The organism is Vibrio sp. SCSIO 43097, from assembly GCF_023650755.1.
Lineage (GTDB): Bacteria > Pseudomonadota > Gammaproteobacteria > Enterobacterales > Vibrionaceae > Vibrio > Vibrio alginolyticus.
The window spans coordinates 3,051,808-3,065,249 of the sequence record NZ_CP071840.1; the positions used below are offsets into that span (position 1 = coordinate 3,051,808).

Here is a 13,442-nt window from a genome sequence, read left to right on the forward strand (position 1 = left end):
TATTGGATTCATTCAGTGGTAGAATTCGCCACCGAAAAGAAAAAAAATTACAGAATTGAAGGCTATTTTTTTGCAACTTTCTGCATATAAAGTGGGATTAGTCACAAAAAGGTAACCAAAATCGCCGATCTTTTAGTCATAAAATGACTAAACTTGGTGAAAGACTTTCAGAATCTGAAGTTCTAATAATGAGACGAAAAATCGGTGGGTGACAGGTACTAAATGTCATCAAAAACGTCCTGACTTCAGAGTAAATAACCGACTTTCAAATTGTAACTATACTTACCGGAGAGTATCTTCCATGAAAAAGACCAAAATCGTATGTACGATTGGCCCTAAAACAGAATCTGTAGAGAAGCTAACTGAACTAGTTAACGCAGGCATGAACGTAATGCGCCTTAACTTCTCTCACGGTGACTACGAAGAACACGGCACTCGTATCGCGAACTTCCGTAAAGTAATGGAAGCTACTGGCAAACCACTAGCAATTCTTCTAGATACTAAAGGTCCAGAAATCCGCACTATCAAGCTAGAAGGCGGTAACGATGTTGATCTAGTAGCAGGTCAAGAATTCACTTTCACAACTGACACTTCAGTTGTAGGTAACAAAGATAAAGTTGCAGTAACTTACGCTGGTTTCGCAGCAGACCTAAACGTAGGTAACACTATCCTAGTAGACGACGGTCTAATCGAGATGGAAGTTATCTCTAAGACTGAAACTGAAGTTAAATGTAAAGTTCTTAACAACGGTGCACTAGGCGAAAACAAAGGTGTTAACCTTCCTGGCGTTTCTGTAAACCTACCTGCACTATCTGAAAAAGATAAGAACGACCTTAAATTTGGTTGTGAGCAAGGCGTTGACTTCGTAGCAGCTTCTTTCATCCGTAAAGCGTCTGACGTTCAAGAAATCCGTGAAGTACTTGCTGCAAACGGCGGCGAGAACATCCACATCATCTCTAAGATCGAAAACCAAGAAGGTGTTGATAACTTCGATGAGATCCTAGAACTTTCTGACGGCATCATGGTTGCTCGTGGCGACCTAGGTGTTGAAATCCCAGCTGAAGAAGTAATCTTCGCTCAGAAAATGATGATCGAGAAGTGTAACCGTGCACGTAAGATGGTTATCACAGCAACTCAAATGCTTGATTCTATGATCAACAACCCACGTCCTACTCGTGCGGAAGCAGGCGACGTTGCTAACGCGGTAATGGACGGTACTGACGCAGTAATGCTTTCTGGTGAAACGGCGAAAGGTAAATACCCTGTTGAAGCGGTAACTATCATGGCTCAAATCGCGAACCGTACTGACTCAGCGCTAAAAGCTGAACTAGGTTCTCGTCTAGACAGCCCACGCCTACGCATCACTGAAGCAGTATGTAAAGGTGCAGTAGACACAGCTGAGAAACTAGCTGCTCCACTTATCGTTGTTGCAACTGAAGGCGGTAAGTCTGCACGTTCAGTACGTAAGTACTTCCCAACTGCAAACATTCTAGCGCTAACAACTAACAAGAAAACTGCTGCACAGCTAGTTCTAACTAAAGGTGTTACTCCTGTAGTTGTTGATTCAATCGAAAGCACTGACGCATTCTACGTAGCGGGTAAAGAACTTGCTCTAGAATCAGGTCTAGGTAACAAAGGCGATATCGTTGTTATGGTTTCTGGCGCTCTAGTTGCTTCAGGTACTACGAACACAGCTTCTGTACACGTGCTATAAGACTGAACTTTTAACACTTCAGTTTCTTGAGAAGGAGGGCTTATGCCCTCCTTTTTTATATGGCTTTCTTGCTCTCATAATAGGCTAATTGTATTATTTACCTCTATCAGAATTTCGTACTGTTTAATTTTATCGTCACGATTAAAGTTTCTATGAGGTGTATGTGTCTAGTCCCACTCTTACCGACAAAGTATTAAGAATGATCCGTCAGGATATTCTCGATGGCGAGCTTAAACCAGGTCAAAAACTCGTGGTTGCCGAACTCAAAGAGAAGTACAACGTAGGAGCGTCACCCATTCGAGAAGCATTGGTGCAATTATCTTGGAGCAAGTACGTCAAACTCGAGCCGCAAAAAGGCTGCTGGGTTGCACCTGTATGTAAAGATGAGTTACATGACTTGTACGAAAGCCTGCAAATGGTCTCCGCATGCTTACTCAGTAAGGCAATTATGATTGGCGATGAAAAATGGGAACTGGATGTACTAACTGCTTATCACAAGTTATCCCGAGTAAAACCTGGCGAAAGCTTTTGTTGGAGGGAATGGGAAGAGCGCCAAAATCAGTTTCTTACTGCGCTGTTTGAAGGTGCTGGCTCTGTCAATATGTTTGGTTTTTTCCACGATCTACTCACGCAAATTAAACGCTACCAATACTTCGCGATGCAGATTTTAGGCACAGGGAACCCTGGGCACTGTAATCTCGATGAGCAAGAAATACTGATGAAGGCATCGCTAGACAAAAAGAGTCAGGATGCTTTAGGTTATCTAGAGCGTTATTTGAGACAGTCAATACAGTGTATCGAAGCCGCCATCGACAACCAATGTCGCATACTGGCTAGCGAATAACGCTGAGACTAAAAAGCGGGGGTCTATCCCCGTTTTTTCGTTTTTGTAAAAGCACTAAGCAATATCATCATAACTATGACATAGCGATACGCAGTTACGCCCTGCACTTTTTGACTCATACAAAGCAATATCAGCACATTTATACGTTCTTGTACGATCAGAGGTTAAATCACTATACCCAGCACTGACAGTAATGCCTCTATCACTACGCATTTGAACCGCGACACGTAGCCTGTTCAATACAATTTCAGCCTCTTCTAGTGTTGTATGCGGCATAATCACTGCAAATTCCTCACCACCGACACGAGATACAAAGTCTGTGCTGCGGACTTCTTCTAGGAGGGTTTCTGCGACACTACAAATCACCTTGTCTCCTTCGTCGTGGCCAAGCTCGTCATTAATACGTTTAAAGTGGTCAATATCAAACAACGCCAAACAAGCAGGAGGGCTATCAGGATAGCGTTCAATAATCCCCGCATATTGCGCCAATTGCTCTTCAAATTTTCGGCGGTTCCACAACCCCGTCAAGCCATCTTTTTCGCTTAGGTTTCGTAATTTTTCTTCTAACTCTTTTTGCCCAGAGATATCCACCAGCGACGTAATGTAATAACTCACTTTACCTGATTTGGTTAAATTCGCCTGAATACGCATTATTGCGGTAAAGACTTGATTAAACTTAGTTCGACAACGAATCTCCCCTTCCCATACGTGTTCACTCTTCAGTATTTTCCAGATACTCAGGTTTGCTTCGAGATCTTCAGGTAAGAGAATTAAATGATGTGCACTCCAACCTTGGGCATGCTTGGTTGAGTAACCCATCATGTTTTCAAACTCTTGATTAACCATGATGATTCTATGTGAAGCATCCGAGATCATCACCGCAGTCATACCATCAAGAGCAGCTCGAGCCAACTTCGATTCCATACTATGACGCCGATAATGCAGAGCAAGGGCTGCCGTCGGCAAAGTGAAGCCGAGCACCAAACTTAGAACAAAAAACGCTTCTTGGATTAAGTCATCAATGTCCCTCTGAGCTCGGGATAATAACTGCTCATTGGTAAGATCAATAACCAGATGAAGAGGTTCGCTAGAAACAAACTGGATGGTGCGATACGCGACCAAATTCGAACCATTGTAAGCATAGCCCGAATCTTTTGAATTTAAACTACGCCAAATGTTTGGGTACATCCGGCCAAAATTAAATTGAGAGCGAGCGGGAATTATATGGCCATACAAACGAGCTGATTTAGGGCTATCAATGTAAAATCCGTCACTCTTAATCAGCTCAATATGGAAATCAAGCACTGACGAATAGTTGAGTCGAGAGGATAAATAGTCAATATCAACATTAAGCACAAGATACCCTTCGCGCTTTCCGTTAAGCGAAATAGGCATCAAAATACGCAGTGACGGACTATAGGGATAGACTAACTCGCCATACTCTCGTTCTAAACCTATCCCCCACGAAGCGATTTCGCCATCGTCTAAGTTCTTAGCGAATTGAAAGTAATCTCGCTCTGACTTATTTTGCAATTTGATCGCGGGCAACGCAGCGCCTGTTTCAATATCATAATTAATCCTCACTTTTTCTCGACCAGAAACATCAAGAAAGCGAATTTGCTTATACAACTTTTGATTGATTGCGACCGAGATCCACATGTCTTCTAAGATGGAACGGTTCACCCGGTTAGGTTGGCGCAGATATTCATACAGACTTTGGCTGTGACCAAGTAGGTCACTGATCGTTTCGATTTGATCCTGAATATTGCTGTATTCACGGCCAGTATAGGCCAATTGATGTAACGCTTCTTGAGCGGTGTTCTCAACATTGTTTTCTAACAATGTCAGATATTTCTGATAGTAGTAAGCGGCAGTGAGTGCACTAAAAAATAGTGCTGTCGCCAATAAGGTGCCGACTCGCTTAGGTACTTTCACACGTCTAATGCCTATCATGCTTACTAAAACGACAATTATATCATTAATTGTTATTTTCTAAACAAAAAAGCCACTTAGATTAAGTGGCTTTTCTATATGCAATCATAGAGTTAAGGTTTGAGGGCTCGCTCTCCTCGCGCAATGCCAACGACACCACTACGAGCAACTTCGACAACTTCGGTCACTTCGGATATCGCTTGAATGAAGGCATCTAGCTTTTCACTCGTACCCGCAAGTTGTACGGTGTATTGGGAAGCCGTGACATCCACGATCTGGCCACGAAAGATGTCTGCCGTACGCTTCACTTCTGCTCGCGCAAAACCACTGGCTTTCACTTTCACCATCATCAGTTCACGCTCAATGTGCTCATACTCGGTGACTTCTTGCACTTTCAGCACATCGATCAATTTGTGTAACTGCTTCTGAATTTGTTCCAACTGCATCTCATCAGATGTCGTGGTAATGTTCATTCGCGACAGGGTTTCATCATCAGTCGGTGACACCGTCAAAGATTCAATGTTGTAACCACGTTGAGAGAACAAACCAACAACACGAGACAACGCACCTGGTTGGTTTTCCAATAGCAATGAAATAATGTGTCTCATATTAAGTTCTCTCCGTTTTGCTTAGCCACATTTTATCCATACCCTCACCTTTGATTTGCATCGGGTATACGTGTTCGGTTTCGTCTACGTTGATGTCCACAAACACCAGACGATCTTTCATATCCAACGCTTTTTGTAGCCCTTCTTCGAGCTGATCAGGCGTTTCGATACGAATACCGACGTGACCATAAGCTTCTGCAATCGCTGCAAAGTCAGGAACAGAACTCATGTAAGAATTAGAGTGACGACCTTGATAAATAATGTCTTGCCACTGTTTTACCATGCCTAAGAATCGGTTGTTCAGGTTGATGATCTTCACTGGAATGTCGTATTGCATGGCTGTAGACAATTCTTGAATGTTCATCTGAATACTGCCGTCACCAGTCACAACCACGACCTCTTCTTGTGGCATGGCAAACTTCACGCCCATACCAGCCGGAAGACCAAATCCCATGGTGCCAAGACCACCAGAGTTTATCCAACGGCGCGGCTTATTGAATGGGTAGTACAGCGCCGCAAACATCTGATGCTGGCCCACATCAGACGCCACATATGCGTCGCCATTAGTTAGCTTGTGCAGCGTTTCAATTACTTGCTGTGGCTTGATTCGTTCTGGAGACGTTTCATAAGACAAGCAGTTGCGGTCACGCCATACTTGAATGTCATCCCACCATGCAGTGATAGCATCTTGATCATTTCCACTACCTTGCTCTGCAAGCAGCCCGAGCATGGTTGTCAGCACTTTTTCCGCAGAACCTACGATCGGCAAATCCACTTTCACGTTTTTCGAGATCGATGACGGGTCGATATCAATATGCATCACTTTTGCGTTTGGGCAGTACTTTTCAAGGTTGTTGGTTGTACGGTCATCAAAACGCACACCGATACCAAAAATAAGATCGGCTTCATGCATTGCCATATTAGCTTCGTAAGTGCCGTGCATACCCAACATGCCCAGTGAGTTTTTATGTGTACCCGGGAATGCCCCCAAGCCCATCAAAGTACTCACAACGGGTAGGTTCAGTTTGTCGGAAAGCTCTAAAATATGTTCATGGGCGCCAGAAATCACCGCACCACCACCGATATAAAGCACTGGTTTTTTCGCTTCTAATAGCGATTTAAGCGCTTTTTTAATCTGGCCTTTATGGCCCGAAGTTGTCGGCTTGTAAGAGCGCATTGAAAGCGTTTCTGGATATTGATAAGGCAGTTTGATTTGCGGGTTCATTACATCTTTTGGCAAATCAATCACAACTGGACCAGGTCGACCTGTAGTCGCGATATAAAACGCTTTTTTGATTGTTTCAGGAATATCTTCCGCTTTTTTTACTAAAAAGCTGTGTTTGACCACTGGGCGGGAGACACCGACGATGTCACACTCTTGGAAAGCATCATTACCAATTAGGCTATTCGGTACGTTACCCGAGATAACGATCATTGGGATAGAGTCCATATACGCTGTTGCAATACCCGTAATGGTATTGGTCGCGCCCGGCCCCGAGCACACAAGTACGACACCCGGTTTACCGGTAGCTCGAGCGTAACCATCTGCCATATGAGTGGCGGCTTGCTCATGCCTTACAAGTACGTGTTTGATTTGATCGGTTTTGGCATGCAGTGCATCGTAGATATCCAAAACAGAGCCACCTGGGTAGCCAAAGATCTGCTCTACGTGCTCTTCTATCAGAGATTGAACCACCATCTCTGCGCCTGACAACATTGCTGTCATAATTGCTCTCCTTAGCCAGTTTCCTCACCGTAAGGTCAACGGATTGGTCTGGTTTTACATAGTCTAGGTCTTATTCGTAGCCTAATCGAAATACTTCCACGTTTTCGGCTATGTCTTGCGTTCGTCATAACATCCCGCAAGGTTACCCAACAAATGTAACGTTTTATTATCAAAGGGTCTAATGAGAGATTGGTCTACTTTTTAAACAAGATACTAGTAATTAGAATGTTAGTAGGAATAGCAGCCACACATCTCCTATTTCACAGTACAACCTAAAAAATTAACGCTTAAAAAAAGAACATTATTTCATAAGCTTTTAGCTACAGGGTGCGAAATAGCGTTATTTGACGAGCAGAACAGAAAAAATCAATACAAACAAAAATCCCCAGCAATGCGCGATCACATCACTGGGGATTTTTTCATCAATATAAAATCTAAGTCAGCTTAAGTTACTTTTTATCCGACTTTTCCTTATACATTTCTTCAATTTCATCTTGGTATTTGTCATTGATGACTTTACGACGAAGTTTTTGAGTTGGCGTTAACTCACCATCATCCATAGAGAAAGCTCTTGGTAACAATTTAAACTTCTTCACTTGTTCAAACTTTGCCAACTCTTTTTGAAGATCGTTCACACGCTTCTCAAGCATTTCGACCACCTGGTGGTGCTTAATCAACTCAACGCGATCGTGATATTTGATATTCAGCTCTTTCGCGTACTCTTCTAGCGAGTCATAACAAGGCACGATAAGCGCAGAAACAAACTTACGAGTATCCGCAATGACTGCGATTTGCTCGATGAAGTGGTCTTTACCAATCGCACCTTCAATCATTTGTGGAGCGATGTATTTACCACCTGAAGTTTTCATCAACTCTTTGATACGATCGGTGATGAACAAGTTGCCATTTTCATCAATGTAACCAGCGTCGCCCGTTTTTAGGAAACCGTGCTCATCAAAGGTCTTTTCCGTCTCTTCTGGCATTTTGTAATAGCCACGCATCACCATTGGACCACGAACCAGAATCTCGTTGTTTTCGCCGATCTTAACCTGTGCGCCAGGCATCGACATACCAATAGAGTCGGGGTTAAAACATTTATCATCCCAACACGATACTGTCGCCGTGGTTTCAGTCATGCCATAGCCCAACTTAACGTTGATACCAATCGCATGGAAGAATCGACCGATGGTTTCATCCAGCTTTGCACCACCACAAGGCATAAAGTTGATTTGCCCGCCAAGTAGCGCACGCAGTTTGCTCAGAACCAACTTATCCGCCAAAGCGTATGACTTACGCAGCAAGAGCGATGGCTGACGTTTTTCTTGATGACAAGCGGCCATTTTTGCGCCCATGTTGACTGCCCAAGTAAACATGATCTTACGGTGAATCGGCGCGCGAGACACTTTCTCGTGAATCGCAGAGAAGATCTTCTCATAGAAACGCGGTACGGCACACATCACGGTAGGTCGCACCTGGCTCAGTGCATCACGTACTTGCATGGTGTCTTGCAAATAGCAGTTGGTCGCCCCTTTGTACAATACATAAAAGGTCCAAGCGCGCTCAAATACGTGTGACAACGGAAGGAAACATAATGACACGTCACTTTGAGAAAGGCTCAAGCGCTGATCGTGCCCTTCCAATTGCGCCGCAATGTTTGCGTAGTCCAACATAACGCCTTTTGGCTGGCCTGTTGTACCCGAGGTGTAGATCAGCGTGAGTAGATCATCTTCTTTTGCCTGATCTAAACGCGCGTCCAATTCAACTTGATATGTAGCGTCGCCTTTGGCAACAAATGCTTGCCAAGAGATAACGAAATCATGATCGCCAAGTTCTATATCATCAGACATCGCAACAATGAGCTCTAACTGTTCGCACTGGTCGAAAATGCTCACTGCTGCATCAAATTGAGGCTGTTCACCAACAAACAGAACTTTGACGTCTGCATTGTTAATGATGTACGCCGACTGGGCGGCAGTATTGGTTGGGTAAATAGGTACTGTCACGCTGCGTAATTGCAGTGCTGCAATATCAGCGATCGTCCATTGCGGCATGTTGTTCGAGAAAATGCCGATCTTATCTTGGACTCCTAATCCCTGAGCCAAAAGTGCAAGTGATAAAGCATCAACTTGCTGACCAAATTGCGTCCACGTAATACCTTGCCACTCCTCACCCACTTTATGCTTGAGTGCAACGCGTGTACCACCGTTCGCAATTTGTTCACGAATACGTTTAACGATATGAAAATCTAACTTGGCCATTCTTTTACTTACCTTTTGGCTTACAGGCGTAAGCTAATTGAGCGAACAAGTGTACTCACGGCTTGCTAAAACGCAACTGACCAGTATCAAACTTATCACTAATAAGAGACAACTATCACTTATACGTCGCGAACGTACCTAAAATTGCTGAATGATTACTCTATTTAACTTACTGTTTAGATTGTTTATTACGAAAACAAAAAGCCCCGAGAGACAAAAATCGCTCGGGGACCAATGAATTGTAAAAATTGATGATTACCAATATGGTCTAATCGAGAAGACCAAACGTCATCTTATTTTGCGGCAACGACTTCACCACAAGTGATCATCAGTTGATCGCGTAGCCAAATGTGGCCTTTATCTTTTTCACTTGATTCATGCCAGCTTAAGAATCCGCTGATTTCTTTGTTCGCAAATGGGAAATCAAGAATTTGCAGTTGATCGCTGTTTACCGCATTTTCCGCCATCCAACGTGGTGCAATAGTCACAAGCTCAGATTGACCCACCACGTATAGTAGGTTGCTTAAACTAGAACCTTCATACGCCGCTTGGCAATCCAGTTCACGGTACGCTTGCTCTGAGAAACTACGTTGGCCATGCACTTTCGATAACTTCGCATGCTTTTCGTTAAGCAGTTGCTCAGCCGTCACACCACCTTGAATGCGTGGGTGGGTTTTTGATGCGATAACCACTAATTCATCTTTGAAGATTTCAGTACTTGAGAAACCTTGCTCATCAAAACGAGCGTAGTCGATCACGAAATCAATTTCTTGGTAGCGCATACGCTCAGACAACAAACGGTCAAATTCTGCATCTAGATGAAGCTGAACGTTTGGTGCTTGTTGATTCACTTTTGCCATGATCTTCGGAGCAAAACGCATGTCACAAGGGCTGCAAATCGCAAGCTTGAATAAGCGAGTCGAAGATTCTGGTTGGAATACAGAGCTAGGAAGTTCATTGCGAATCAGCTGTAGTGCTTGGCGAATAGGGCCAAACAGTTGACGAGCTCGTTGCGTAGGCTGAATACCACGGCCTTGGCGCATGAATAGCTCGTCGTTAAACATCACTTTTAAGCGTGCCACGGCGTTACTTACCGCCGGTTGAGACATGCCTAGGTTATGTGCTGCACGAGTAATATTTTGCTCTTGCATTACAGCATCAAATACAGTCAGTAGGTTTAAATCTACACCACGCAAAGTGCTTTCCATACGGTAGCTAGCAATTGCGCTCATCGCGTCTTTCTTCTCTAACATTGAGTGCGCCTCTTTTGTAATCGTCAACTTTGTTCATTAAATTCATAACGAATAGAATCCCATCTCGCACAAAAGACGGCGGCTGGATTCGAATCATTTTACGAATAGATAACCTAACTTTTTATTATATTTATCGTCCGGATACTTCCGGCTCGAACTGTACTATCAACTAATCGATTGCGGTTTCGCAACTAGATTGATATTTAATCAGTAAATTTTAGCCAATTAGGTATTTATTTTTTAAATAACAAATACTTGATAAAAACATAAAAAACTATAAAACACGTAAAAATGCATTCTTTGAGGACGTATTTAGCAAATTGATAGGACAGGCGGTCAACACAAGCATGCATTTAGCTCAGTTATTAGTTGGAATAAGAACAACAGATGACAGCTATATCTCTGATTGAATTTTGCACTTATCAGTCAAATTATCAGCAAATACACACTGAATAGAAATGAGAGAGGAAGAATAAAAATGCAGCCTTCCAAACAGAAAGGCTGCAACAAAATCGTGTCAAAAATGGAAGGAACAATGTACTTAGAACAACGTACTTAAATGTTCGACACGTAACTTGGAAAATCAACCTGCTCCCACAGCTGTCTGGATAACTCTGCTTTTGAATCCCATGCACCTTGCAGTACCCAATGAACAATAGCCTGAGCAACATCTGGGTATTTCACACTTTCGGCTTGTTGCTCCTTTAGCCACTGGCGTACTGCGGAAATGTCTAAGCTCTCCATCGACATCGCAAGCCCTAAATCTTCTAAGGTCGCAACATTGCTCTGCTGCTCGAATTGACCCGCGAGTGGCTTTAGTAACAATTTTTTCCCCAAAGACAAGGCTTCTGAAGGAAGCTCAAACCCACCATTAGCAATGACACCACTACAGCGATGCAAATGATGCTGGAAGTTGCTGTGGCATAAAGGGCGCAGTTCTATGTTTTCTACCTGCTCACATTCGATCACATCCGGGTGATAACAGATAAACGCTTGTTGATTAAAGTGGAACAATAAGTCCGAGATATCTTCAATCGATTCGAACGGTAGATACACCAACACGAAGTCGTCGTTTTCTGCTTGGCTATCGACGGTATGCACTATCGGTGGTAACAAAGGTTGATCAAAATGATGCCAATGCAAACCAAGGTGATGTTGAGAAGGCGCAAAGTATTCAATGACGGATTTATCTAACCAACTTGCTCCCTTTAGTGGCACCGGATAACGGAAAGCATTTTGGTGGCTGATACCAATAGAAGGCTTATTTTGTTGTCTCGCTGCCCACGCAGTCACAGGTTCGAAATCATTAATGATAAGATCGTAGGACGATAGATCGAGTTGCTTAACTTCTTTGAAAAACTGCACCAAATTGTTATTCAATGCTGTTTTCGCGTAGTTTACAGAGCCTTTTTCGGTAATAAAGGTGAAGCCTCGGCGAGTCTGGTAATCGCCAAATGCTTCCATTGAAAAGTATTTTTCCGGCGCTCGCCCAGAAAACAAAAAGTCGACCTCAACATCGTGCTCTTTAAACGCATGACTCATCGCCCTTGCGCGTGCAATATGTCCGTTTCCTGTCCCTTGAACACCGTACAAGATTTTCATCAATTAGCCTCCTAACATCGCAATCGCTAATCCACCACAAAGACTGCCAAGCAGTGCACCAATGATGACATCGGTAAAAAAGTGCACACCCAATAAGATTCGCGCGGTTCCGATTAAACTTGCCCAAAAGAATGCAGCAACGCCTAGGCTCGGATAGAAATGATCAATCAGCGTCGCCATGACAAACGCAGCGGCAGTGTGTCCTGAAGGAAGACTATAGCGATCAGAGGGGGTAATAAAAGCAGGAAGGAGTGCACTAAGCTCTTCAGGGCGACGACGCTTAAAACTATTTTTCAGCGTCCAATAAATTGGTAGCTCGATAGCAAAAGCAAGTAAACCCGCCAGTAAAAACCAGACTCCTTGCTCCTTATCTAAATACCAAGCTAATAACCCCAACACCAAGTAAAGATGCCCGTCACCACTGTGGGAAACTCCTTTACTGATATTGGCGACTTGTTGATTAAAACGGTGCTTAAGACAAACACTAGAGAGCGCTAAATCAAACTTAGCAATGGTTGCAATTGGCTGTGTAATTGTCTCTATGGTTCTCATGTGACCTTTCCTTACTTTGACAACGCCTTTTTGTGAAAAGTAGGAGGTTTAGGTGACAACAGCATGACGGGAGTTTGGACAATTAATGACAAAGGCCAAATTAAGGTGTGCCCAACGATTTATCTATTGGGCATAACCATAAAAATAGAACATTAAGAAGGGTTTGATGGTTGCGGTTGAGGGGTGTCTATATACCAGACTTTTCTCTTCTTGCGGCAGGCGCGCAAAGAGCCTGTCGTCATGTCACCATCTTTTGTTAGCTCATAGCTCAGTGAGCGGCAAGTATAGTTTCCCGACAGTTCATGCTCTATACTCGTTTTCTCCGTTTTACTCGAGTTAGGCTCTAGTAGAGGGTTAGGCTGAGTAGATAAAATGTCACGATTTATCACATTGCTGCGCGCATAATCCTTATGGACATAACCTTTTATCACTCCTTTCTGTTCAACGAGAAACCAAGGTTGATCAACCACTTTTGCTAGCACATTAAAGACTTCCCCTTTCGATAATACGCCAAGCTTTGCCCCTTCAAGACTCGGTTTGGAGCGTAGGTTTAATGTGGTCTTAGAGCGGTAAGAGACATCCATAAACTCTACTGGGTTTGAGGTATCGACACCTTCAGTGGTTGGTCGGAAAACTTCCGCTTGCTGTTTCTCACTAGGCTGGACACGGATCTTCCACCAAGAATACGTTTCCGGATCTTTACCTTTAAACTTATTTCGGCTGTCAGACTCAAGGGCAACAAGCATCTGATTCAAGAACGATTCGCGTCCTTCATTACTCAAAAATCGATCCATTTGATCATTGATGACCATGACGCTCTGTGAGTGATCATTCATAACAACGGGGGAAGCCACTTCCACATAGGTCTGCGATTGAAACAGCTGACAACCCGACAAGCTGACCAGAGTAAATACTATGGCTGAACGTCCAAATTGTTTTGTTAACCTCATTCT

General features: G+C 43.5%; 10 protein-coding genes. 2 read left to right on the forward strand and 8 right to left on the reverse strand.

The annotated features are described in order from the left end of the window. Positions 1–301 precede the first annotated feature (301 nt). Together pykF and J4N40_RS14665 are read left to right on the forward strand one after the other, a co-directional pair. Positions 302–1,714 carry a pyruvate kinase PykF gene (pykF, locus tag J4N40_RS14660; protein WP_005392243.1) on the forward strand — a complete coding sequence of 471 codons (1,413 nt, stop codon included), beginning with the start codon at positions 302–304 and terminating at the stop codon, positions 1,712–1,714. 199 nt (positions 1,715–1,913) lie between these two features. Beyond that, the gene (locus J4N40_RS14665; RefSeq protein ID WP_064353598.1) at positions 1,914–2,558 is read left to right on the forward strand and encodes a GntR family transcriptional regulator; all 645 of its coding nucleotides are present in this window, start codon (positions 1,914–1,916) and stop codon (positions 2,556–2,558) included. A 54-nt stretch (positions 2,559–2,612) separates the two neighbouring features. On the opposite strand, the gene J4N40_RS14670 is transcribed toward J4N40_RS14665, so the two are convergent. The 8 genes from J4N40_RS14670 to J4N40_RS14705 all read right to left on the reverse strand — a co-directional run bounded on the left by J4N40_RS14670 (position 2,613) and on the right by J4N40_RS14705 (position 13,439). After that, complete coding sequence (locus J4N40_RS14670) at positions 2,613–4,493, reverse strand: sensor domain-containing diguanylate cyclase (protein ID WP_053349687.1); 1,881 nt, start codon at positions 4,491–4,493, stop codon at positions 2,613–2,615. A gap of 110 nt (positions 4,494–4,603) precedes the next feature. After that, entirely contained in the window at positions 4,604–5,098 is a 495-nt protein-coding gene (ilvN, locus tag J4N40_RS14675) for an acetolactate synthase small subunit (RefSeq protein ID WP_005379697.1), read from the reverse strand. Position 5,099: 1 nt separating this feature from the next. After that, a complete protein-coding gene (locus J4N40_RS14680; protein WP_005379695.1) occupies positions 5,100–6,824 on the reverse strand; it encodes an acetolactate synthase 3 large subunit in 1,725 nt (574 codons plus the stop codon). A gap of 449 nt (positions 6,825–7,273) precedes the next feature. After that, entirely contained in the window at positions 7,274–9,082 is a 1,809-nt protein-coding gene (locus J4N40_RS14685; RefSeq protein ID WP_005379694.1) for an AMP-dependent synthetase/ligase, read from the reverse strand. Between the two features lie 293 nt (positions 9,083–9,375). Next, positions 9,376–10,335: a LysR family transcriptional regulator CalR gene (calR, locus tag J4N40_RS14690; protein ID WP_005379693.1), complete on the reverse strand. Its 960-nt coding sequence runs from the start codon at positions 10,333–10,335 to the stop codon at positions 9,376–9,378. Between the two features lie 555 nt (positions 10,336–10,890). Continuing rightward, complete coding sequence (locus J4N40_RS14695) at positions 10,891–11,937, reverse strand: MJ1255/VC2487 family glycosyltransferase (protein ID WP_005379691.1); 1,047 nt, start codon at positions 11,935–11,937, stop codon at positions 10,891–10,893. Between the two features lie 3 nt (positions 11,938–11,940). Next, complete coding sequence (locus J4N40_RS14700; protein WP_005379690.1) at positions 11,941–12,489, reverse strand: phosphatase PAP2 family protein; 549 nt, start codon at positions 12,487–12,489, stop codon at positions 11,941–11,943. 152 nt (positions 12,490–12,641) lie between these two features. Then, positions 12,642–13,439 carry an SH3 domain-containing protein gene (locus J4N40_RS14705; RefSeq protein ID WP_115385711.1) on the reverse strand — a complete coding sequence of 266 codons (798 nt, stop codon included), beginning with the start codon at positions 13,437–13,439 and terminating at the stop codon, positions 12,642–12,644. Positions 13,440–13,442: the final 3 nt, after the last annotated feature.